Source organism: Bacillus sp. SSR7, assembly GCF_055902415.1.
The window spans coordinates 219,518-244,104 of the sequence record NZ_JBVVXV010000001.1; the positions used below are offsets into that span (position 1 = coordinate 219,518).

Genomic DNA, 24,587 nt, shown 5'->3' on the forward strand with positions numbered 1-24,587 from the left:
TATCAACATTATTTGCGGGATGAACAAATGGTATTATTTATATATTGTTATACCTAATAATATAACATGCAACTTTTGGTTTTATGTATGTCAAATTATCAGTATCAAAATTATTAAACCTCAATCGATTTATTATATTCTACTTAATGAAATGTACCTATAAATGGACATTATAGCATTACTTTATTGAACTATTGGAGTAGGGTTAATGTAGAAGGTTACATAGGGGTAGCGTCAGAAAAATGCCGATTTACAACGATAAAGGAATTCTAAATTAAAAAGCTCAATTTCTCTATTTTGATTTACAGAGAAGTTGAGCTTTTTAGTTATTTCATTTATTTATGGAATTCATTAACTGGAAGAAGTATTCAGGTTTATGAGTCTTATTTAGATTATACCATGAATGTAATGCATCTGGTGTAAATACATCTATTTTTTTCAGTACCTCCATAGCAAATTCCAGAGGAGCTATTCCTGATGCAGTAACTAAATTTGCATCAGATACCGCAGATCCCAACTCATAGAACTTTTCTCCTTTATAGTTAGGACATACCATTTTAGTATATTCTAAGTTATTACTTGTATGCTTTCTAGTATCCAAGTATCCCATATTCGCGAGGGCATCAGTTGCACCACAAATTGCAGCAACAATAGTGCCAAGCTTTAAAGAGTGTCCAATTTTTTCTAAAATAGGTTTATGAATTTCTTCACTCCAAGTAGTCCCTCCTGGTAAAATTAAAAGATCTTTACTCTCAAAAGTACATTCATCAAGGGAAATATCTGGTTTTATGCTCAATCCTCCCATAGTAGTAATCATTTCTTTATTAGCTCCTACTGTAATTACTTTTAAAGGTGGTATATCTTTTTTGAAATATCTTCCTTAGTTTAGTTCAGCAATTAAATATCCATATTCCCAGTCTGACATTGTATTAAATACATATAGAAAAGCTTTTTTTATTTGCATCCAATAACACTCCAATCACAATTTATATAGCTATTATAATATAACTTCCCTGACAGTTAACGTCAGGGAAGTTATCATACTTGATGAAATTTTATTAATTCCGACAGAACTTCAATTAGTCTATTCTTAAGACTTATTGGCTCAATAACTTTAATAGATTTATTGTACGGTAAAAGTAAATAAGGTACATATTTATGTATTAGATCTTTTTCAAGAAGAAAAACTGCTTGATTTGAAGTCCGTTCTTGTAAATAATGTCCTAAAAACCAATGTTGGCAAATATCAGCCAATACACTTTTATCCCCATTGATAACCAAAGAAATAATACTTTCCTTATCTTCTATAGGTGGAAGAAGACTTTTTATAAAAAAGTCCCGTGCTGAAAAATTTTCTGGCTGGTTAAACTTATTTTCGGTTAGCATTAGACTTTCAATTCGATCTACTCTAAAACTACGGATATCCTCCCTAAGGTGACAAAATCCAATCACATACCACTTATTATTCCAATAGATAATTCTGTATGGATCGACCAATCTATAATTTAATTGCTTTTCGCCACTTTTATGGTAAAGAATTTTTACTGAGTACCCGTCAGCTACGGCCTGCTCCAACTCCTTCAAAAAAGTTTCTATAGAGAGTGCGCTTAATCGACTTATTACTTCAAGACTAGTTAAATGTTGGTTTATCTTTGTTTCCTGCTCTTGATTTGAGTATTTACTTAGTTTTGAAATGGCCCTATCTAATGCTTCACCTCCATAATATCCAGCTTCTTCCGCAAAAACAGCTGCGTGAAATAGTGAAGTTTGCTCCTCAAAATCAAAAAAAAGAGGAGCTTCAATAAAATTGTTCAATAAAGAGTATCCACCGTTATGTCCTGGTTCTGAAATTATAGGTACGCCACTTGTTGAAATTGTATCAATATAACGATACACAGTCCTTATGTTAATCTCTAACTTTTCTGAAATTTGTTTTGCAGTAATTTTTTCACCTGAACGAAGCATCCATAGAATTGCTAACATATTGTCAATTTTAGGCATATAATTCCCCCTCTATATGAAACTTATTTTCTATTATATATTTTTGATTTTTGGTATAACTCATCAACTGTTCCTTTCCGATAACTTTCCATATAATGAGGATCTAGACACATTTGTAATTTCACAAATTTGATTTGCAGTCCTATCTCCCTCTTTATAGAGCTTTACCACATAATTCATTCCTGCATGATTTTTATGGTACTTCTTTAACCGACCTTTAAAATTTCCTTTTTACTCCGTATGTTATCGATTAATTCAAATAAATCTTGTGTACTACGATTAATCTGAGTTAATTCCGTGTATATCCTCTAACATTTTTTGAAGTTGCTCACGACCTTTTGTTGCTCTGGAAGCTTTTTCTCAAAAAATAATATCCATTTTGATTTCTTTCAGTTGTTAAAATTGCCTTAAAGAATTCTGGTTACTTGAACTGACACGTATAATTGCATAAATGGTATTGCAAGCGTGACTAGTTTCTTTACTTTCATATTAACCTTTGCCCCTTAAAACTAAAAAGAAACATACCTATGCATATAAAAAGATATATCTTTTATATGCTATTGGTTAAATTTGGATGAATGAATATTATTTTATATTGAAAAAATAAATACGTCAAAATTATTTTACGGAAATTATAAAAATCATATGATTTATTGATTGCCGACAATTTATATATAGATTAGTAAGCTAATGAAACAATGCCCACTACAAACGAAAACATGTTTCTATCTGTGAATTTATAAGAAAGAATGACGTTTTTATTTCTATTTGTATGTGTTATGAATTACACCTATTTCTTTGAGACTTTTAAAGATTCTCAAGGAAATACCTTACGAGTTATTGCTACAGACCTTGGTTTTGTACAAAAAATTGATAGAAACCAAGAAAAAGATTTTGTGTCTTTCTATGTTTAGAGGAGTTAAAAAATCACTACACCTCCTTCATATGCGTGTAATATACAGGGATTTATAACTTAATATAGAACATAAAAGGAGATGCTTATTTTATAAATAAACTGATATTCATAAGTGGAGGATTAGAAAATGAAAATTGCAATAGTCTGTTTCGATAACTTTACTGATATTGATGTTTTTCTACCATGGGATTTATTAAATCGTGTACGTTTAGTTGGCGGTATTTCTGATTGGGATGTCCAGCTTTTAGGAACGGAAAAAACTCATATATCCATGTCTGGCTTACGTATTCCTATGACAGGAAACATATTTGATATTCCTTCTGCTGACGCAGTAATATTTGCAAGCGGCAAGGGTGTACAAGATTTATATAAAAACCAAGAATATATTAATAGCATTCACGTAGATCCTCAAAGACAATTAATAGGATCTATGTGTTCTGGTTCATTACTACTAGGAGCTAAAAAATTGCTAGCTGGAAAAAAAGCAACTACATATCCATCCGCAGTAGAACAACTTAAAGAATTTGGTGTAGACGTTATTGAAAAAAGTTTCGTAAACGAAGGAAATATTTCAACTGCTGCGGGTTGTTTTGCTGCTCAAGAACTCTCAGCTTGGATTATAAGAACCCTGCTTAATGAAGAAATGGTTGAAATCGTACTAGAAACTGTTCAGCCAGTAGGAAAAGGTTTATATTTTTAATTAAGTCGAGTGATTGGTTAGTCCTGGAAACGATAAAATGAATTCTTTTGCTTAATGTAGACATGGTGTGTCCCCATTTTCAAATAAAAAACCCGCGAATCATTCACGGGTTTTCTTCTTAATAACTAATTGCTATTGTACCTTCACCTGCATGTACCGCAAATGAAATTGGTAATGGATATAGTTTGAAATCCATTTCAGGGAATGCTTGTCTAATATCTGCAATCCATTCTTCAGCTCCAGGTTTATCGTTAGCATGGAACATGTGAAGTACTTTTGGTAATTCCTTTTCAAGTTCATTTTTAATGTATTCTCGGCATTTTTGGATTTTACGAACTTTCTTTTCAAGTAAAAGCTCTCCGCCTTTTACTTCTAATATTAAGTTGACACTTAATAAACTTCCAAGTAAAAATTGAACTCCCTTTACACGTCCACTTGCATAAAGGCCTTTTAAACTTTTCGGGAATACATGGAAAGGTCTTCTTTTTTCATCTACTAATGTTTGGTGTATATCTTGTAAAGTCATACCATCATGGTATAACGATTTCGCTTTTCTAATTAGTTCATCCATTGGATAACTTGTTGTTTCACTATCTAATACTGTTAATGGGAAACCTGCCATTTCTGCAGCTAACTTCATGTTTTGATAGGTTCCACTTACTTTTCCGCTAATAGCAACTGCAAATCCCTCTTCATATTCTTCTTTGCATTTCGAAAATAACTCTACCATTTCCCCTATGTTAGGTTGTGATGTAGTGACAGTTTTACCTTCGTTTAAAGCATTATAAACGTGCTCACGCACACCTTCTTCACAATCTTTATACGACACACCATCAATAATAACTTCAATTGGGATAACAAAGTTATCTCCTTCTGTTGTAAAACTCGCAGTTGTACTATCAGTAATCCAAGCAACACGCTTCATGTTGTTCCTCCCTTAATTCAATTCCTCTTTTCTAATTTTTCTATATATTTATGTTATGAAAAGAGAATATCCCTGTAATAGTAACAGGACTTTATTGTTTTGGCTATAGTAGATAGATGATAAATGTGAATATTTCTTGTCTTTTTCACAAATTAAAAAGAAAATCAAGAAATTTGCTCGATTTTCTTTTTCTCATACATTATTTAAAAGTTTCATTATCTAAAATCACAACATAATCATTTGTTAATCGCCCGGCTTCTTTCGTATAACTAACAAGTCTTTGTATGTTATCACAGCTAAGTTTTGCACCCCATACAAGTAATGGTACACCAATAAAGTCAATATGAAACCTTCTAGAAAACAGCCCGCCAAAAGTCATTGGTAAAGGTACTGTTGGTGATGTATTAGAAAAAATAATCTTTTCATGACTTTGATAATGTTTTTGCAAAATCTCTCCTAAATGCTTCATCGCAGGTACAACGACTTTAGATGCCCCGCACCCAATTGTATATACAGGATTACCATTTTCATCTATTCCATGAAAAATAATTTTCCCCATATCTTCGGTTTTCAATTTATTAAAGTAATCTACATTTAATATTTCTTCTTTCGTTAACTTACGGTCAGTTGGCAATTTATTTAAATGATAAGCTGCAGCGAGTGCAGTTGAATGTGTTCCGCCGAAATCTGTGTAAATAAATATCATATGATCATCCCTTGTTGTGAAAGTTCAATGTTATTTAGTATTACCGCTCACAGCATTGTTAAACAAGAGATAAATGTATTTACACTTTTTGTATTAGCTCATTATATTTTTTCCAAATATAATATCGTCTACTTATTACTGTGCCTAATGTGACGCATAAAAAGGCATTCGTTACAACCATTAATGTGTTGTGAGTACTGCCAGAAAACATACTTTGCTTAATTACAATTTTCGCACCTAAAATAATAAGAAGAATTATTGTGCTTAACCAATTTCCTTTTCGTAATACATGACCCGTTTCACTATCTATTCGAAATGTTAACGCTTTTCCTCTAATAACCCCAAGAACCAATCCAATTCCGAGCATGGCAACAAATAGTAGTAATTGTAATATGGTTAATTGTCCCATATGAATAATGGACTGGATTGTTACAAAGCACAACAAAGCCGGAACGAGCCAAATGCGATTAACTTTCACTTTACGTTCCTTACCTTGCATTAATACGATAATAAGAATAACAAGTAAAATATCCATTTAGTAACCTCCTTTATACTTGTATACCTATAAAATTATATTCACCTCTTTTTACTCCATACTTAAAATGCGGTAGTCACTTTAAATTGTAAAATATGGAATGTGATTCTTCATCAGTCTGAAGCATTATTTTTAAAAATAAAAAGACGTACTTTTTACTCGTACATCTTTAGTATCTATATTCGTATTTTTATATACCTATTTAAGCCATTTATTTTTCAGTTAACTCCATACCTTTAGGATTAGTTTTATTTAACACTCGAAAATTAAATTTACTTGCTAGCATTAAAGTGATTTTATAAATAAAGTATCCAACAATACAACCTATAACGTTACAGATTACATCATCAATATCAGTAATACGCCCCCATCCACTAAATAAAGACTCAATTAGTTGTAATAATTCAATGCTAATTGATATAACTAAACCTAATAAAATAGTCTTTTTAACTTTTTTAGGGGATAATATTGACTGAAAGACCTTGGTGTTCGTTACTAGTAGGAAAGCCGATTGGTATAGGGAATAAAGTGACTGCAACAACCATACCAATATATATTGCGAACAAAAAACTAATTAGCTCTTTCCACCAATGCACACCCTTTTTTTCATTCCAATTAATATAGTTCGTACAATCAAATAACCGATAACTCCAAATAGGATAAACATACTACCATTAATCATTTATAAACTTTTAACACAACCCTTCATATTAATGTCATAATAATATCTATTAATTTAAATATAAAGTTTTAATTTAATTTGTATAGAATTATTTTTCATTATAAAAAACCTTTATTTATAAAATAAAAGATTTCTAGTTAACTAAAATTCTTTTCAAAACAAAAACAATCATGAACCCGTTTAAATTGTTTTCGTATTTCTTCTTTATTTTCACCTGTATAATGAGCAAATGTTTGAACTGGATGTAACTGACCTATATTACTTTTCATTACACCTTTTATCTCGTCTGTATGGTCGGAATACACGTGTAAATATGAATCTACGTTTACAAATCCGTTCTTTTCATACCATCCATGTACCCATAGGTTGTCCCTAGTCCATGCTTCCAGGCGATTTAGGTTAAGTTCTTTCGCTAACTTCTCCGCTTCCTTTAATAGCTGATTACCAATTTTCATTCTACGGAAATCCGGATGAACTGCAATATGCCAAATCATGCCGCCAAGACCAGTTCCTCTTGAACATACTGTACGCTCTTCTAATTCATATTCAATATCTATTAACCCCACAATTTGATTTTCACATACTGCTACTAATTCAATTGTAGGATTTTCATATTTTTCTTTCTCTCTAAATACGTTATCGTAATATGCTGTATCTAAAAAAGATAACACACGGCAACGTACCCAACCGGTTTCATTAGATTTTTCATATGCTCTAATCTTAATATTCATGTAATCTAAAAGCTCCCTCTATATTTTTATTAATTTTTTAACTCCTACCTTGTTGCTTTAGACATATAATCAATTGAACAATCTAAATCTAGATATAATAATTTTCTGGACTACATCCTTTGCATTAATCATATTTGTCACCGTCATATACAGAAGAGATTCTTCCACCTAATTATTATTCAATATATAGATGGAAGAATCCTCTAGTGATGTATACTAATAGAAAAATGGAAGAAAAAGTTATTTAGAATCTACTGATTCAGCATGATATACCTTGGATTTTGAAGGTAATAAAGTAAACACACACAATATAATAGTTATAAGTAACATTACCAATGATCCTACAATAACTACAAGTTGTATAGAAATAAATTGAGTTGCAACTCCGAATAGAATCGTAATCAAAATGGTTATGCCGGCAATTACTAGTCCATATATACTTCCAATCCGTCCCATTATGTGAACGGGAACGTTGTTTTGATAAAAGGTATAATATCCTGTATTTGCATATGCCATAGAGAAAGATAAAATAAGAAATCCGATAGCAGCCATTAAAAACTCATTTGAAAAAGCATAAATTAAATAACCAATTGCAATGAATAATGATCCTATTCCAATTAAAAATGAAGGCGCTAATTTTTTAGATAAAATTGTATTTGTTATAGCTCCTAAAATAATTCCAGCCCCGCCGGCACTAACTAAAAATCCATATTCACTATCTGTTAACAATAGAACTTCTTTAGCAAATGACAATTCAAGCGAATCATTTGCGGTAGCTAAAACCATCATCCCTTGAAATAAGAAGTATACAAAAACGATATACAAAGATTTTTTACTAAAATTTAAAACGATGTTCCAATCTTTTTTTAGTACAGTTAAAGATAACGTGTCATTTGATGTATGCATATCGGATTTTTTATCAAGATTAGGTAATAGCAATGTAATTACTCCTGATAAGAGAAACGCTATAGCATTTATATATATTGCAAACTCTGGTGTACTTGCTATTAACAATACTCCCGCTATCGCTGGACCAATTAAAAATGCACCAGATCCTATTAAACTACGCAATGAGTTGAAACGTTGTCTTTTCTCAACTGGAATTAATTTAGTCATATATGTCATAGCAGTTGGCTCGTAAATTGCATTAGCCATACTAATAAAGAATACGAATACATAAACCATCCAAAGTGATGGAAGTAAAGGTAAGATAGCGATAAATACCGCACGATATATATCGAGGTGAATCATTAATTTCCGTTTATTTAAACGATCAATCATACTCCCTGACCAAGCGTTTGTAAATAAAGCGGCTAATGGTTTAATTACATATAAAGTAGCAACAGCTAGGGCTGAGCCACCCATATTATAGACAAGTACATTCAGTGCTATTAAGTAAATCCATGCCCCTAAATTTGCAATACCAACTCCGGACAGTAATAATAAAGGATATTTCCAATCGTTAAGTAAGTTTTTCATTTTCGGCCCCGCTTTCCAAATTATTTTAAACCAATAAAAAAATCCCACCCCCAAGACTTTAGTCTTAGGGACGAGATTTATCATCGCGGTGCCACCCTAGTTTGTTAATATGTCACCATATTAACCTTATCAGGTACTGCATTCTTTATGCTTATACCATAGCTCTATAACGGGAGCTCCCGTCACACCATCCTCTAATAAAAGGTTCCGATGCACTGCTCAGAGGCTTGGTTCAATAAAGAATTTTTGCTCCTTTTCAGCTAAATGGAGCTCTCTGTGAAAAATTCATTTTATTTACTCTTCTCTTCACTGCATTTGATTTTTTCCATATTATCACAATTCAATCCGACTGTAAATAAGGAATAATCAGATATTTATAATTGCGTCATTTTTGCTTTTCGGCTAATTCGACATACGAAACGCATTAGCTTTTTATGAAGATAAGGAAATACAATGAAAAATACGTCCATTGTTTTTTTAAACGGCATTGGACATATTACTAATTTATTTTTATGGATAGCTTTCAGTGCAATTTCAGCAAACTTGTCTGCTGAAATCGGCTTATTAATTTTTAGTTGTTTTAAAATTTGATCCTTATTCATATTAATTGCAATTGATTTTTCAAATATGGGTGTATCTACAAAAGTTGGACAAAGCACACTTACATTTACACCGTATTCTTCTGCCTCATAATGTAATGAAGTTGTTAAACCTACGATAGCATGTTTGGTAGTTGCGTATGCCGTACAAAGTGGAGCAGGTCCTAAACCGGTTGCAGACGCAGTATTAATGATATAACCAAATCCTTGTTTTTTCATGAATTGGTAAGCCAATTGTGTTCCGTAGATTACTCCTAATAAATTTATTTCAATAATATGCTTCCAATTATCCAAAGACATATCGAATACTTCTCCATACATAGCAATTCCAGCATTATTAAACATATAATCAATTCTACCAAACTCATTAACTATTTTTATAATAAGATCCTCTACGAATTCAGCATTAGTAACATCTAAATATTCGAACCTAGCTAGTTGATTATTATTTTTCATATTATGCACAAGTTCTTGACCACATGCTTCATTAATATCTGCGATAATTACAAATATATCTTTATTTGCTAATTGAAGAGCTAAAGCTTTACCGATACCAGAAGCTCCGCCAGTTATAATTGCGACTCTTTGTTCATCCATATAAAAAACCTCCTGTTGTTAATACATATAATGAAAACGGACGAGTGTAAGTATTTGAACAATCGTTCTAATTCTCTTAAAACGCTACACATGTTTCTTTGAAATAGAGAGTAAAAAAATTGTAATGGCTTCATTAAATAAAGCTTCTAATTTCTCTGTTTCAATGGAATGAATAAATTGGCATAACCCACCTAGCCATGAACCTAATAAAAGACTTGAATTCTCAACGTTTTTTATATTAAATTCGCCGCTTTGTATACCTTCAATTAAAATTTTTTGATATGCATTTAAAGGGACAACAGCTAAACCATAAAGCTGTTGAACTGTAGAGGGATTCGTGCTCGGATCAGAGGCAAGTTCTTGCCCCGCCCTTAATAACGGCGTTTTGTAATTATAAAGTACAAATTTAGCCATTCCATATAATTTCCCAGTAGCATTTGTATACTGTTTTTCTGCTATTTCCCATTTACCGTGCCAGTTTCTCATACTGTCTTTAGCTAAATAAACAAATAATTCTTCTTTATTTTTATAATGATAATATATATGCCCTTTACTATAACCAGAGGCTTTTGCAATGTTATCAATCGAAGTTCTTGTATATCCTTTTAAGGAAAATAATTCTGTCGCCTTCTCTGCTATTATTTCTTTCGCTAAATCGCTATCGTATCGTCTTTTATTCAATGTAGACTCCTTCCGTCGTTTTATACAAAAAAATTGAACAATCGTTCTAATTTCAATATATGTAAGTTTTTTTGTTTTAGTAACTGTTAAGTTTCGTATTTATTATTTTTTATAAAAATTACGGTGCGTGAAATTACTAAACTTTATAAAAAAAGAGCCTATTGTATATAGCCCCTTCACATTGCTCGAATTAATTTGTATTTGCCTCTGCTAACGGTTGTAACGGTGGTTCTAATTTTAGTTCTAATGCATCGCCTTCTTGTATAGATTGTCCTTTTTCAATACTTTGATTTGTTACATATCCCGTACCTGAAGTTTTTAAATCTAATTTTAATAGTTTAGAAAAACACATAACATCACGCATTGACCAACCTTGTAAATTGGGCATTGTTGCGTTGTTTCCTAATAAAAATATACGATCACCTTCACTCATTAATTCACCAGACTGTGGATATTGTTTTTTTATTTTTCCTTCTCCTAAAATTATCGGTTGGAGTTTCTCTTTTTTTACATTATTCTCTACCGTATCTATTAATTGATTAACATAGTTTTGCACTTTTAATTGGGATTTTTTCGTTGCATCGGCCATTTGTTGTTCTGTGTATGGTTTCACCTTTAAATATTCAAGGCTATTTTTCACAACTGGTTTAAATATTTCAGCGAGTGGCTGAGCCCCATATTCATCTCCCTTTAACTTTGGCTGCTTAATAGCTAAGTATACAATTAACTCTGGGTCATCAATTGGAGCCATACCTAAAAATGAAAAAATATAATTTTCTTTTCCTTCCATATATCGTCCATTTTCAGGGTTCGGAATTTGGGCTGTTCCTGTCTTGCCTCCTATTGGATAACCATCGACTTTATACATTGTACCTGTACCTTTTGAAGACGTAATAACACGCTCCATTAAGTCTCTTACCTTGTCCGCAGTCTCTTTTTTTATCGGATTGCCAACTTCTTTCGGTTGATTTTCCATAATAACTTGCTTGTTTGTTGGATTTACAACTTTGTCAACGATATATGGTTGCATCATTTTCCCGTCATTTGCTATAGCGGTGGCAGCTTGGATTAATTGAATTGGAGTTACTGTAGAACCTTGTCCGAAAGAAGTTGTTACTTGTTGAATTTGTGTATTTAATAATAAAGTATTTTTACTTTCACCAGGTAAATCTATTCCCGTTTTTTGGTTAAAACCAAATTTATTCATATATTGCTTAAATTTATTTGGCTTTAATAACTGATCTTCTAAAATAGAAAAAGCTACGTTTGATGACCTTTCAAAACCTTCATCAAATGTTATAGATCCCCATCCAAACCCACCATTATGATCTTTTATATCCGCTGAACCTACTGAATACTTTCCGGATTGAAAATATTCTTTCCCGTTATATACACCTTCATTGATTGCAGCAGCTAACGTAAATACTTTCATCGTTGAACCTGGTTCATATGCATTTGCGATTGGATCATTTAGAAAGTATTCAATATCCCCTTTATTAGGGTTAAAACTAGGTTTACTAGACATAGCTAAAACTTTCCCCGTCTTTGGATCCGCTATAATACCTACTAACATAGAAGGATCATAGTGCTCTTGCGCCTTGTTCATCGCTTCTTCTAAAAAACTATTAATTTGTTTATCAAGCGTAAGATATACGTTATTTCCATGTTTAGCGGGTTCTATTTTTCCTATATCATTTGTAAGCGGGATACCTCCTCGCGCTCCCACATATTCTATATTCCCATTTGTCGAGCGCAAATACTTATCCAAACTTTTTTCAAGTCCAAATTTCCCTTCTGTATTTCCTTTATTGTCTGGTCTAGCAAAACCAAGTATATAAGATGCAAAATCTTCATTTGGATACACTCTTGCTTTCTCAGGCATAAAAGAAACACCCGGGATTTTCAATTTTTTAATTTGTTCTTTCTTTTCCCTAGACAAATTCCGGCCAACTTTTCCGATTTCAACTTGCGTACGCCCCTCATGGAAATTTTTTAATACGTCCTCTTTATCAATTTCAAGCGCAGTAGCTAATTGCTCTGCAGTTTCATCTTTATTTTTCAATTTGTCATTACCTTTCAAATTCACCACAACACGATACGTTGTTGAATCTTGAACGAGCACTTTTCCAGTTTGATCATAAATCGTGCCACGATTCGCTTCCAAAACACCTTTTTTATTATGTTGTTCATTTGCAAGATCCTTTACATCCACATTATGCACGACCCCTACTGCTTGAATATAGAAAAAACGCAAAAGCATAATAAGAAACAAAACAATAAAAGCAACCATAAAATACCGCGCGCCTTTATTCGTTTGAAGTTTATGCATATTTATCTCCTTTCTATTACAATTAATTACTGCGATGGTGTGCTATAAATTATGTAGTTTTTGCTTTCAATACTATATGTTTCGAACTTTTCCTTTTAATCCCTTTAAAACGTTCTGAAAGTATCCATTGTTTCTTTTTTATTTATCTATTTACATTGCGGTGCATGAAATTTTCGAATATTCAGACGCTCTTAGGTTGACTTATTATAATCTACAAATTTAATAAAAACTTTTGATACTAGCTCATTTGTTCCTTCATCATTCTTTTAATGCGTATATCCTTATCTTGTACATAATAAAAAGTTCTCCTTTGGATTTCCAAAGGAGAACTTAAAAAACTACGAATAGTTATTTATAACAATTAAGCTATATGATTATATTTCTCTAAAAAAGGAATTCGTTTTGCTACTAATGCGTACATTTTGAATACAAGTTTCGCTATCGGCTCCAACATACGTGTACTTTGCACTACTAAGCCACTTGTGATAAATGTTAAGAAAGCAGCACCCAGTATATCTAAAGGATAATGAACACCTACGTACATACGTGAAACACCGACTAATACTGCCCAAATAAGAGCGACATATTTAAGTTTTTCTCCTCTAAGCAAAAATACAAATGCAATGGAAAATACAAGTACTGAATGATCACTAACAAATGATGAGTCTGCTGCATGTGGTACTAATTGATGTACATCATGTGATACAAATGGACGTGGGTGGTAATATACCGCATGTATCACAACATTTACTAATAATGCGATAATGACTGAAAGTGTCGTATATAACACTGTGTATTGTTTTTTAATTGCATTGACTTTTTTTCCATTATTAAACCATAAGATAAACATAAACAAAATTGCTACATATACAGCACTATTTGTAATAGCAATCATTAGCGTATCTAATAGTTTGGACGATCCAGCTAAATTATTAAACCATTGAAATACTGTGTGATTCATAATTCTCTCTCCTTAAATAAAAGCTTTCTTGATTTACACAGTATACAACATCAATATGAAAATGGGCTTAAACTTTTCTCATCTAATTCTCATTTTACTATTACTCATTTGACAATATTGAGACTAATTATAACGGCTAATTATGTATAAAGCTGAAAAACCTTTAAAACAATACGACTTACATACTATTCATGAATAAAATACGTAACATAGTTACTTAAATATACTTGTTGTAAAATCATATTTTTAATACATACGAAGTGCAATATTACCGAATTGTTCGCCTTGTTCCATACGTCTTAACGCTTGAATCGCTTCTTCCAACGAATACACTTTATCCATAATTGGTTTAATCTTATATTTCACTATAAACTTAATCATTTCATTAAATTCTTCACTGCTACCCATAGATGTTCCCATTATATCGATTTGATTATAAAATAATGCTCGTAATGGTAATTCAATTTTATCCCCTGAGCTGGCACCAAAATTAACAATTCTCCCATTTTGTTTTAATACATCAAAGTATTTTAAGAATGTTGCTGGCCCTATACTATCGATTATTAAATCTACTTTCTCTTCGCGTAAACTCTCTTCCCAATTTCCAGAACTATTAAAGGAAAAGTCTGCGCCATATGTTTCGGCAAGCTTCCTTTTGTTCTCTACCCTTGAAGTAACACTTACTTTTGCACCAATTGCTTTTGCAAATAACATAGCAAACGTCGCTACACCGCCGCCTATCCCTGGAATTAAAACATGTTCGCCACGCTTTAATCTACCCTTTGTAAAAAGCGCTCTATATGCAGTTAATGCCGATAAAGATAAAACACCAGACTCTTCCCAAGTAAGATATGATGGTTTTGCCACTACATTTTCTACTGGCACAATGACATATTCAGCAAACGTTCCATCTTTGGGCCCACCTAACACCTCTGGTAACTCGGGTATTTCAGCAATATAATCCCATCCAATACTAGGGTTAATAATAACCTCATTTTGCAATATAGTTCTTGAAACACCTTCTCCAATTTCCGTAATAATACCTGCACCATCTGATCCTAGAACTAATGGTAATTGCATTTCCTTTCTATTATTCATTATAAATAAATCTCGATGATTTAATCCTGCTGATTTTAATTTTACTTTCACTTCTCCAGCGCTAGGTTTTCTCTCAGGTAATACTTTATATTCTACCCCTTCAAATCCTGCTTTATATTGTTGTACGATAGCTTTCATTTTTATTCCCCCTTCATATTTCTAATGTACTAGAAAGTTCGAAATAAACAAAATAATTTGACCGTAAAAAAGAAGGAATGCACAAAACATCCCTTCTTTTTGAATTATTAAAGTGAAACGGTAGGCAGTGTAATCGTAACTATTGTTCCTTCGGCTTCTTTACTCTCTATTTGAATAGTTCCGTTATATTTCTCTATAAGTCGTTTAGCAATAGATAAACCTAGACCGTTTCCACCTTGTTTTCGACTTCTTGCTTTGTCTACTCGATAAAAGCGGTTAAGAACAAAAGGCAAATCAGCTTCGGGTATTCCCGGTCCATGATCTATAATACGAATGTTAACTTTTCCTGACTGCACACTAGATTCAATACAAATATATCGATTATCTTCTTTTGTATACTTCACTGCGTTATCCATTACGATAATAATAATTTGTTCTAAGTAAGATGATGGTATTGAAACATATGCTGCATCTCCATCCAGTTTCGTATCAAATTGAAATTCAGTTTGAAGTACAGTAAAATTTTGTGTAACTTGTTTTAATATACTATTTACATGGACTGGATCTGCTGCGATTGCATGCATCTGTTCTGATTCAGCCCTTGATAGTTCTAGCAATTCTAAAACTAACTTATTTAAACGATCGACTTCCTTTAAACTGGATTGGAGCGATTTATCTAAAACTGCTGGATCATTTTTCCCCCATCGATTTAACATAGACAAGTGTCCTTGAATAATTGTTAGTGGTGTTCTCAGTTCATGGGATGCGTCTTCTACAAACTGTTTCTGTTGTGTAAAAGAAGTTTCTACCTCATCCATCATTTCGTTAAAAAGAAACGATAATTTTGCAAGTTCATCATTATTTTCACGTACTGGAACCCGTTCATTTAGACCGTTTTTCTTTATACGTTTCATCGTATCCGTTATATTTTGAACGCTTGATAATAGTTTTTTCGTGATTAGTAGCCCACCTAAAAAACTAAAGATTAATCCACATATTCCGGCAATAACCATTACCACTAGAATAATTTTTAATAAATGATCGAAAGCCTCTAAGTTTTTCGTAAGTTCAATTGTACCAGTGAACTCTTTTGTTTGAATTGGTATACGCTTAACTAATATGCGATCTTCTACATGTCTTTTTATAAATAATTCCTCATGTGTAACTTGTTTTGGTTTTATCCACGATTCATTAAACTCTCGAGAAACAGTAACAATTGGTTTCCCGTCCATACCGATAATACGAATCATTTGATGCTTATCAATCATATTATTTAAAAAATCTTTCCTGTTTTCAAACGTTTTACTCGAAAGGGTATCACTTTTATCTTGGAAATATGCCGCTACTTCTGTCACTTGCCTATTTATTTGTTTCTGTTCATAATCTATAGTCCACTTATTAATTACAATAAACTGCAAAGCGCTATATAAAATGAATAAAATAAATACTAGTGTAGTGGACCAAAGTGTTAATTTCCACTTTATAGGTAGATTTCGAATTCGATGCAAAATATTTTTAATCATTTCATTATATATCCAGCACCGCGGACCGTTTGGATATATTCCTCCTTATCTACGCTATGTAACTTGTTACGTAAATAACGAACGTATACATCAACGATATTCGTCTCAACCATTGCATCATATCCCCATACTTGATTTAATAAAACATCACGGGTAAGTACTCTATTAATATTTTTCATAAACATAAGCAAGAGTTCAAATTCTTTATTTGTAAGTTCAATTTCTTCATTTCCTTTTGTAATAGTTCGAGATTCAATCTGGAGCTGTAAATCTTTGAAGGTAAGAGATGAATGTTTGTTTTCTATATGTTCTTCTCGTCTAAATATAACTCTCATACGTGCTAACAGCTCTTCAATTGCAAATGGTTTCGGAAGATAATCATCGGCTCCACTATCTAAACCTGTCACCCGGTCCATAATACTATCACGTGCAGTCAGCATAATAATCGGTGTATTTTTAGTTGCCCTTAATCTACGACACACTTCTATTCCATTTAATCCTGGTAGCATTAAATCCAATAGAATAAGGTCATAATTTGTTTCAAGTGCAGCTTCTAAACCCTTCCGCCCATCAAACTGTATATCGACTTTATATCCTTCATACTTTAGTTCTAACTCTAAAAAATCAGCTAAATTTTCTTCATCTTCAATGATTAATATGTGTTGCAACCGTAATTCCTCCTATAAAGTTAAATGAATGAGTAATCCTAACCCAAATATCAATGCAATGATTTGATGTGCTTTTCTATACAATATCAAGTTTGTTTTTTTATTATGTTTCTGTAAGAAAAATCCAATGACACCCAGTATAATTAAAATAAATAGGGAGAATATACCACTATAAAATATAAGTATATGTCGACTTCCTTTTAATAAAAAATAAACACCGTGAGTAATTGAGACAGCTAATACAGTATATCCAATGAATACGTGAAATTCTTTAATGAACAAATATAAGTCTTTTATCAATTTAACCCCAATTATATTTTTCTTTTTAAAAAATAACCATACATGACGTAAAAACCATAACGATGCAGCTAAAATTGCCCCATACTCACCGAAAGAACCTAATTTCTTATTTAACCCTTTAAGATTTACTACGTTGCCGTATATTACATTAATAAGCAACAATGCTACACTGCAAAAAATAATAGTAAAGCCTATGATTTTTACAGACATGTGAAAAGATTTATTTCTTAGTAGCTTTTCCATTTTATTAAAGCTCCTTTCTTAAAAAGCTTCTGTAACAAGCAGAATATCAAATAAAAAAGAAAGGAACATGAAAGAAAGATTAAAATAAAATGAGAATTTCAAGATCAATTAATTCTTTTTGCTTCCTTTATTATTTTTTGAATAAACGGTGCTTTTGCATTTGTATAAGAAACACGATCAAAAGGATATGTAGCTGCAAGTCTCTCTTTTAGTTCTCTATATTCTTTACGTGCCCATTCATGCTTTATTAGAAAGTCTCGAAATAAAAGATTGTTTTTCCATTCGTCACTATTATATATATAAACATGTAAATGATGAGTGCCCGCTCTCCATTTTCCCTTTCTAAAAAAACGCCAATTAGGGATTTCTTTTGGAACATACTCATATCCAATTTTTAATAGATCATCAATCCACTTTTCGATAATTTGCAAATCTGTTACGCCAATCATCATATCAATTAAAGGTTTCGCTCCTAAACCTTGTACAGATGTGCTCCCTATATGTTCAATAGCAATACAATCTCCTCCGAATAAAGAAATAAATTTCTCTTTTTCTTTTACATACTCTTCATGCCAATCTTTTTCATATGGTTTAATAACGATTTGTTGTTCCACTTTATCCACCTTCTTATAATTATTTATTATTATATTTATAAAGTTTCATGTGATTCACATAGGATTTTTATAAAATATGTCGAATACTGAAATATACAACTTAATTATAATAAATGCGAGGTATATTATGGAAGCTAAACCAGTTGAAATTCAATTAAATCAAATAACATTCCAATTAAAAGAACATCATAATTTTGATTGGCTCTTGAAATTAGGAACCGTATTTGCAGTTTTTGACCAGCAAGATTCAGGTAATATAAGTTTTGGTGTTGAAAAAAATGGCCATAAAAAATTCATTAAATACGCAGGAGCACAAACAATTGCATACGAAGGAACAATAAATGACGCTATTGAACGGTTAAAAAATTCAGTTTCCCTATACGAGGAATTAAAACACAACTCGCTTATAAAACTACTTGAACACTTTCCAGTTCAATCTGGATATGTACTAATTTTCGATTGGTTTGATGGTGAATGTCTTCATTCGCACTGGAGTTTCCCGCCTCCTGAAAAATATAAAAATCCAAACTCTCCATTTTATAAATTTAAGCATTTACCTGTTAGAAAACGTGTTCAATCCTTAAATTCCATTTTTTCTTTCCATACATATGTCGAAAAGAAAAACTATGTAGCGATAGATTTTTATGACGGTAGTATTATATATAATTTTAATACAAATGAAACGAAAATTTGTGATATTGATTTATATTCTAAAAAACCATACGTAAATAAAATGGGAAGATTATGGGGTTCCTCACGTTTTATGTCTCCTGAAGAATTTGAGCTAAACGCTATGATTGATGCGAGAACAAATGTATTTAATATGGGTGCAATGGCTTTCACAATTTTAGGTGGTGGAAAAGATCGCTCCTTTACAAAATGGGAAGCAAGTAGGGATTTATATGAAATAGCGTATCGTGCAGTAAATGAAAATCGAGCCGAACGATATACATCAGTTGAAGAATTTTATGAAGAGTGGGTAAACGTGTTAAATACTAAAAAGATATAAATCTATATTATTCAAACAAATATATAGTTTATACTATTATCATGATAATATATATAAAAAGGAAATTAAAAATAACGAGGCAAATATTATGAACTTTGTGTATATCAATCAACACGTGTTAAATAATCTTTTATACATTTTAAGTAGTATATTTATTTTTTATTTTATATATGATAGCGGGCGCTATGTGAAGAAATATAAAAAACTACTTATTATACTTTGTACGAGTATCCCTCTTATTTTATGTATGCGTTATCCTATCTATATGGATGAAAGTTGTATTCATGATTTAAGACAAATACCGGTTATAATAGGTACACTTTATGGTGGCTTTCCTGTCGGTATAACATTGTTTGCTATTTTATTAATTATAAGATTTTCATTTTATGGATTTAGCATGTTAACAATGCTAGTTTATGGCATAATGTTTATCATTACAGCATTCGCATCCGCAAAATTTAATACATATAATAGAAAAATAAAAGTAGCTTTTTCCATGTTTTTAACCTTTTTCCTAGCAATATTTACAACTGTAATTGTATTAACTTTATCAGATTTTGAAGTAAATAATTTGTATATTATTTACTTCATAATATTACCGACTACTCTGATGCTATTTATTGTTTATATAAATGAAGTTATAAAAGATGCAGTATGTATGCGATCAAAATTAATTAAAATGGAGAAAATGGAGATTGTTAGCCAACTCGCTGCTAGTATATCACATGAAGTAAGAAACCCTTTAACTGTCGTAAAAGGATTTACACAACTTTTGAAAACATCCAATTTGACTCCTGAATCGAGAGATAAATATATTGACCATATACTTGAAGAATTAAATCGTGCTCAAGAAATTATTGATGACTATTTAACATTTGCCAAACCTGCTCCAGAAAAATTAGATCATATTTCAGTCGAACAAGAGTTAAATAGAGTTATTAATATGATAGTGCCCTTATGTAATATGAATACGGTACATATTACGAAAGATTTCTCCAATGCAACAATAGTTGGTAATAAGCAGCACTTTCAGCAATGTTTTTTAAACTTAATAAAAAATGGTATTGAAGCAATGCCTAATGGTGGCACTTTAAATATCTCCTCTTCTATTAGTAATAATAAAGTTATCATACGAATTGAAGATAGCGGAATTGGTATGTCACAAGAGCAAATAAATCGATTTGGCGAACCGTATTTTAGTACAAAAACGAAAGGTACAGGTTTAGGTACAATGGTTGCTGTTAAGATCCTTGAAACGATGCAAGGTAATTTGAAAATCCGAAGCGTTATGAATAAAGGTACTACTTTGACAATTACATTCCCGAAATGTAATACAAACGCATCTAACAACAAATAAAAAAGGAGCAATTATGCTCCTTTTTTATTTGTTTCGATACATAAGTATCTTCTATGTTTTTTTAGTTTACATTTGTGGAGACTAATTAAAAATTAGTACCCTCCGCCCCAGCAGCTGCATCCAACGATAATTAATAAAATAAATAACACAACTAATAAAGCGAAACCTCCACCAAAACCACAAGAACCACCGTAACTCATTCTTTCTCCTCCTTTTGGTTTGAAAACTAATAGGTAGTTGATCATTTTAACTGGTTCGTATTATACATTATGTAAGTATCCCTTTTTTGAGCATGTCTATATAAAAATAAGTAAAAGCACTCATTTGAGAGTGCTTTAAAATGGATACCAAAAATTTTGAAATACATGTAACTTTAAATATACTGCAGCAATTAAAATAAAAACACCTACAAATAAAGCAATGAAATCTCCGCTTTTCGCTTTATTTGTATAGAACCACGTACGTGTATCCTTCTTTCCAAATCCTCTTAAATCCATTGCGTTTGAAACTGTATCAATTCTCTCTAAAGAATGAATAATTAAAGGCCAGAAAATTAAGACACGGTTTTGTATTCGAATCCACAAACTTGCTTCTCCTTTTTCAAAAGCTACTCCTCTCGCCTCTTGGGCATTTTTAATAACTTTATATTCGGACTGTATATCAGGTATATAACGTAATGCAATATTTATCGCATAAGTAATTTTATAATGAATTCGAAATTTACTTAAGCTACTCACAAATTTGCTTGGATCAGTCGTATAAATAAAAATAAGTGTAAATGGTAATAACGTAAAATACTTTAACGAAAGTGTAGCTGCATAAAATAAGGTTTCGTATGTAATTGTTGCATATCCAATATACACAAATGAAGTATACGATCCAGTTAATTCAGATCCATGGGTTGGTGTAATAAATAAAATCATGACAGAATTTAATAAACTAAATGTGAATATAACAGTAAAAACAATAAAAATTTTACGAAATGGAATTTTAGCAACTAGAAGTCCGATACATCCAATCATAAATACGAATAGCAATATGCGAAAATCAAAAAATAAAAAAGTAAGTGTCATACAAAAAATAAATAACAACAATTTCACTGCCTCGTCCATGCGATGAAAATATGTATTATACACCTTCCTCCCTCCTAATATCATCAAAATAAAGTTTCATAAATCTTTCAGGATTTGTAATACCACTAAATTTAACGAGTTTAAATAAAGAGCTCTCCTTTAAGTTCGCTCTTTTTAATGTTTCTGGATGTCCTAATACAATAGACGCGGGATTATTCGCAATAATTTCTCCTTCATGTAGAACTATTGCTCTGTCTGCATATTCTAATGCGAGATTCATATCGTGTGTGATAAAAATAAAGGATATTCCCTTCACAGCTAGTTTTCTAATAAACGTCATAAATTGTTTATAATGATAATAATCTTGTCCCGCTGTCGGTTCATCTAATATGATAAGTTTTGGATTTATTGCTAGTACAGATGCAATCGTTAATCTCTTTTTTTGACCATAACTTAATGCCTGAATTGGCCAATTTCGAAATGGATACAAGCCACAAATTTTTAATGTTTCCTCTGCTCTAAGCTTAATTTCTTCCTTCGAAAAATTTTTTAATTGTAATGGAAATGAAATCTCTTCCATTACAGTAGCTTGTGTAATCATATGATTTGGATTTTGCATCACATAAGATATAACCTCACCACGTTTACGAATAGACCAAGAATTGATATTTACTCCATCAATTAAAATTCTATCATTTTTTGTTTTGTTTATCCCTATAAGACTATGAGCTAATGTTGATTTTCCAGCACCATTATGACCTAAGAGTGCTACTATTTCCCCTTTATATAGAGAGAAATTTACATTGTCTAATACTTTTTGTTTATTAGGATATGAGAATGACAAATTCTCTACTTTCAATAATTCTTTTTTTGTAGGAGTATCTTTACAAAAAGTTTGCTTCTCCATCCACTCATTTATTACACCACTAACATTTTCTCTTTGAAGATTTTCAAATGGGTATATTACGTCATTATTACTATCAAAATGCAATCTCTTTAATCCTTCCAAGTACATAGGTTCCCTTAAGCCAATAGATGGTAATATATTTGAGGCCAAAATCTCTTCTGGTGTTCCTATCTCAACGATTTCCCCTTCCTCCATTAAAATAATTTTATCTAAATCCAGATTTAACATTTCTTCTATTCGATGTTCAATAATTACAATTGTTTTATTACATTGTTTATGTATATCTTTAATAAGTTCTATTGTATGTAAGCTACTAGCTGGATCTAAATTCGCTAACGGTTCATCAAACAATAATATATTAGCATTTGTCGTTAACAGACCTGCTAAAGAAACAGTTTGTTTTTGCCCTCCTGATAACTCATGTGGACTTTGTTTATGAAAATTATGCATCTTTACCTTTTTTAATGATTCCGAAACAATCTTTTTCATATCATCTTCATTTACGCATTCATTTTCTAAATAAAAAGCTACATCTTCCTCTACTGTAAGACCAATAAATTGTGCATCTTGATCTTGCAAAATTGTTCCAACCTGTTTACTCTGTTCAAAAATACTTCCTTTCCTCGGGTCTTTTCCGTCAATTAAAATAGTACCAGTACTAGTCCCTTCATAAGAAAATGGGATTAGCCCATTTATACAATGAGCTAATGTCGATTTCCCTGAACCACTTCGCCCAGCAATCAACACTTTTTCCCCAGGATATATATGAAATGTAACGTCTTTAACAGTAGGCTGCGCTGCATGCTTATATTGAAAGCTGAATTGTTCAAAAGAAATAATTGGTTGCATGTTAACATCCCTACTTTTCAATTTTTAAATGTGTATGTTTCTTATTAGATTTAGCTAATCCTATTGTAATTGGCAATCCAAGAACTAAAAATACAATAACATCAGCAATTGTTGCACCTAATACTTGTATAACAATTTTGTCAAACGGTTCTCCCATCACAATAATATCGAATGCCCCAGCAAATATAATAGCAATGACGATACCAATTAACCCAGTAATAGCTAAATAAGAAATATCTCCTTTATTATATGTCCCGTTTTTCACACTAAAGCCAACTCTTTTTTGAATAAGCCCCATTGCAAAGCCGATAATACCTGAACTAAAAACCCATCCCCACCAAATACCCCAGCCAGCAATTGTATCTGTTACGGTATGACCGATAAGTCCTATTAACAGTCCTGCCACTGGGCCAAATAACGCTCCAAAAATGGTTAAAATAGCTAACGCAGGTTTAATAAATGTATTTGGTGCAATAGAAAATCCCCATAGTCCTAATATCCCATATAGTGCTGCTCCAATTCCGATTGCCACTACTAATTTTGTTGATAATTTGTTCATTACAATTCCCCTCTCTTAATAGTCAACTTTTATTACTCTATATTTATTTTCAAAATGAATTATGCATCGACACTCCCTTTCTATACAACAAAAAATGACCTCTTACATAAGAGGTCATTTTCTTTCACATTCAAGAATCCTCTTATCTTCCAAAAAACACATCGTGTTCTCTGCGGAATTAGCACCTTCCTATACATTTATATAGGGGTTGCTGAGGTTTCATAGGGCCGTTCCCTCCACCTCTCTGGATAAGTATTAATTTGTAATTCGTATTATGGCACTAAGAAACATAAATTACAATACTTTTCTAATTATTTTTATTTTTTGCTAAATGATTCATTTAAATCATTGTATTCTCATCGGAATTATGAAATAATGAACTCAAAATAGTTACGGGAGGAATATAC

The 24,587-nt window shown here is 31.6% G+C and carries 22 protein-coding genes, 3 pseudogenes, 1 riboswitch and 1 other annotated feature; of the genes and pseudogenes, 3 read left to right on the forward strand and 22 right to left on the reverse strand.

Going from position 1 to position 24,587, the window contains the following annotated elements; genetic code table 11:
- Nucleotides 1–331: 331 nt before the first annotated feature.
- From AC0NJG_RS01260 to AC0NJG_RS01270, 3 genes and pseudogenes are all read right to left on the reverse strand, one after another.
- Nucleotides 332–964, reverse strand: a pseudogene (locus AC0NJG_RS01260) (type 1 glutamine amidotransferase family protein).
- 74 nt (nt 965–1,038) lie between these two features.
- Nucleotides 1,039–2,001: a helix-turn-helix transcriptional regulator gene (locus AC0NJG_RS01265; RefSeq protein ID WP_087953569.1), complete on the reverse strand. Its 963-nt coding sequence runs from the start codon at nt 1,999–2,001 to the stop codon at nt 1,039–1,041.
- 63 nt (nt 2,002–2,064) lie between these two features.
- Nucleotides 2,065–2,454: pseudogene (locus AC0NJG_RS01270) on the reverse strand (helix-turn-helix domain-containing protein).
- A 590-nt stretch (nt 2,455–3,044) separates the two neighbouring features.
- Here AC0NJG_RS01270 and AC0NJG_RS01275 point away from each other — a divergent pair.
- On the forward strand, nt 3,045–3,617 hold the full coding sequence (locus AC0NJG_RS01275; protein ID WP_087953570.1) for a DJ-1/PfpI family protein: 573 nt from the start codon (nt 3,045–3,047) through the stop codon (nt 3,615–3,617).
- A gap of 118 nt (nt 3,618–3,735) precedes the next feature.
- Here AC0NJG_RS01275 and AC0NJG_RS01280 read toward each other — a convergent pair whose 3' ends face one another.
- The 15 genes and pseudogenes from AC0NJG_RS01280 to AC0NJG_RS01350 all read right to left on the reverse strand — a co-directional run bounded on the left by AC0NJG_RS01280 (nt 3,736) and on the right by AC0NJG_RS01350 (nt 18,426).
- A complete protein-coding gene (locus AC0NJG_RS01280) occupies nt 3,736–4,542 on the reverse strand; it encodes a DegV family protein (RefSeq protein ID WP_087953571.1) in 807 nt (268 codons plus the stop codon).
- Nucleotides 4,543–4,741: 199 nt separating this feature from the next.
- Nucleotides 4,742–5,248, reverse strand: coding sequence for a DUF3189 family protein (locus AC0NJG_RS01285; RefSeq protein WP_014893677.1), 507 nt, complete (start codon nt 5,246–5,248; stop codon nt 4,742–4,744).
- A 79-nt stretch (nt 5,249–5,327) separates the two neighbouring features.
- Entirely contained in the window at nt 5,328–5,783 is a 456-nt protein-coding gene (locus AC0NJG_RS01290; RefSeq protein WP_087953572.1) for a CcdC protein domain-containing protein, read from the reverse strand.
- Between the two features lie 211 nt (nt 5,784–5,994).
- Nucleotides 5,995–6,465: pseudogene (locus tag AC0NJG_RS01295) on the reverse strand (VanZ family protein).
- A gap of 137 nt (nt 6,466–6,602) precedes the next feature.
- Complete coding sequence (locus AC0NJG_RS01300; protein WP_474062769.1) at nt 6,603–7,196, reverse strand: GNAT family N-acetyltransferase; 594 nt, start codon at nt 7,194–7,196, stop codon at nt 6,603–6,605.
- 240 nt (nt 7,197–7,436) lie between these two features.
- The gene (locus AC0NJG_RS01305; RefSeq protein WP_087953740.1) at nt 7,437–8,675 is read right to left on the reverse strand and encodes an MFS transporter; all 1,239 of its coding nucleotides are present in this window, start codon (nt 8,673–8,675) and stop codon (nt 7,437–7,439) included.
- 63 nt (nt 8,676–8,738) lie between these two features.
- Nucleotides 8,739–8,994 (reverse strand) — a binding site (T-box leader).
- A gap of 55 nt (nt 8,995–9,049) precedes the next feature.
- Nucleotides 9,050–9,871, reverse strand: a complete 822-nt coding sequence (locus tag AC0NJG_RS01310; protein WP_087953574.1) for an SDR family NAD(P)-dependent oxidoreductase — start codon at nt 9,869–9,871, stop codon at nt 9,050–9,052.
- A gap of 84 nt (nt 9,872–9,955) precedes the next feature.
- Entirely contained in the window at nt 9,956–10,552 is a 597-nt protein-coding gene (locus AC0NJG_RS01315) for a TetR/AcrR family transcriptional regulator (protein WP_087953575.1), read from the reverse strand.
- Between the two features lie 190 nt (nt 10,553–10,742).
- Entirely contained in the window at nt 10,743–12,881 is a 2,139-nt protein-coding gene (locus AC0NJG_RS01320) for a penicillin-binding protein (protein ID WP_143881154.1), read from the reverse strand.
- 361 nt (nt 12,882–13,242) lie between these two features.
- Entirely contained in the window at nt 13,243–13,842 is a 600-nt protein-coding gene (locus AC0NJG_RS01325; RefSeq protein WP_429681065.1) for an undecaprenyl-diphosphatase, read from the reverse strand.
- A gap of 246 nt (nt 13,843–14,088) precedes the next feature.
- On the reverse strand, nt 14,089–15,078 hold the full coding sequence (locus tag AC0NJG_RS01330; RefSeq protein ID WP_087953578.1) for a zinc-binding dehydrogenase: 990 nt from the start codon (nt 15,076–15,078) through the stop codon (nt 14,089–14,091).
- Nucleotides 15,079–15,185: 107 nt separating this feature from the next.
- Complete coding sequence (locus AC0NJG_RS01335; protein WP_087953579.1) at nt 15,186–16,601, reverse strand: HAMP domain-containing sensor histidine kinase; 1,416 nt, start codon at nt 16,599–16,601, stop codon at nt 15,186–15,188.
- Entirely contained in the window at nt 16,598–17,269 is a 672-nt protein-coding gene (locus tag AC0NJG_RS01340) for a response regulator transcription factor (RefSeq protein ID WP_087953580.1), read from the reverse strand. Before AC0NJG_RS01340 ends, AC0NJG_RS01335 begins: the two co-directional genes overlap by 4 nt.
- A 12-nt stretch (nt 17,270–17,281) precedes the next feature.
- Complete coding sequence (locus tag AC0NJG_RS01345; RefSeq protein WP_087997308.1) at nt 17,282–17,812, reverse strand: hypothetical protein; 531 nt, start codon at nt 17,810–17,812, stop codon at nt 17,282–17,284.
- A gap of 104 nt (nt 17,813–17,916) precedes the next feature.
- Nucleotides 17,917–18,426, reverse strand: a complete 510-nt coding sequence (locus AC0NJG_RS01350) for a GrpB family protein (protein ID WP_087953582.1) — start codon at nt 18,424–18,426, stop codon at nt 17,917–17,919.
- A gap of 127 nt (nt 18,427–18,553) precedes the next feature.
- On the opposite strand from AC0NJG_RS01350, the gene AC0NJG_RS01355 reads away from it, so the two are divergent.
- Both AC0NJG_RS01355 and AC0NJG_RS01360 read left to right on the forward strand, forming a co-directional pair.
- Complete coding sequence (locus AC0NJG_RS01355) at nt 18,554–19,435, forward strand: protein kinase family protein (RefSeq protein ID WP_474062770.1); 882 nt, start codon at nt 18,554–18,556, stop codon at nt 19,433–19,435.
- An 88-nt stretch (nt 19,436–19,523) separates the two neighbouring features.
- Nucleotides 19,524–20,792, forward strand: coding sequence for a sensor histidine kinase (locus tag AC0NJG_RS01360; RefSeq protein ID WP_087997309.1), 1,269 nt, complete (start codon nt 19,524–19,526; stop codon nt 20,790–20,792).
- Nucleotides 20,793–20,884: 92 nt separating this feature from the next.
- On the opposite strand, the gene AC0NJG_RS01365 is transcribed toward AC0NJG_RS01360, so the two are convergent.
- From AC0NJG_RS01365 to AC0NJG_RS01380, 4 genes are all read right to left on the reverse strand, one after another.
- A complete protein-coding gene (locus AC0NJG_RS01365) occupies nt 20,885–20,992 on the reverse strand; it encodes a YjcZ family sporulation protein (RefSeq protein ID WP_000120182.1) in 108 nt (35 codons plus the stop codon).
- A gap of 135 nt (nt 20,993–21,127) precedes the next feature.
- A complete protein-coding gene (locus tag AC0NJG_RS01370; protein WP_140168769.1) occupies nt 21,128–21,928 on the reverse strand; it encodes an energy-coupling factor transporter transmembrane component T family protein in 801 nt (266 codons plus the stop codon).
- Nucleotides 21,921–23,621: an ABC transporter ATP-binding protein gene (locus AC0NJG_RS01375; RefSeq protein ID WP_474062771.1), complete on the reverse strand. Its 1,701-nt coding sequence runs from the start codon at nt 23,619–23,621 to the stop codon at nt 21,921–21,923. Before AC0NJG_RS01375 ends, AC0NJG_RS01370 begins: the two co-directional genes overlap by 8 nt.
- Before the next feature lie 10 nt (nt 23,622–23,631).
- Nucleotides 23,632–24,180, reverse strand: a complete 549-nt coding sequence (locus tag AC0NJG_RS01380; RefSeq protein WP_001038197.1) for an ECF-type riboflavin transporter substrate-binding protein — start codon at nt 24,178–24,180, stop codon at nt 23,632–23,634.
- Between the two features lie 139 nt (nt 24,181–24,319).
- A riboswitch (SAM riboswitch) is annotated at nt 24,320–24,435 on the reverse strand.
- Between the last annotated feature and the right edge of the window lie 152 nt (nt 24,436–24,587).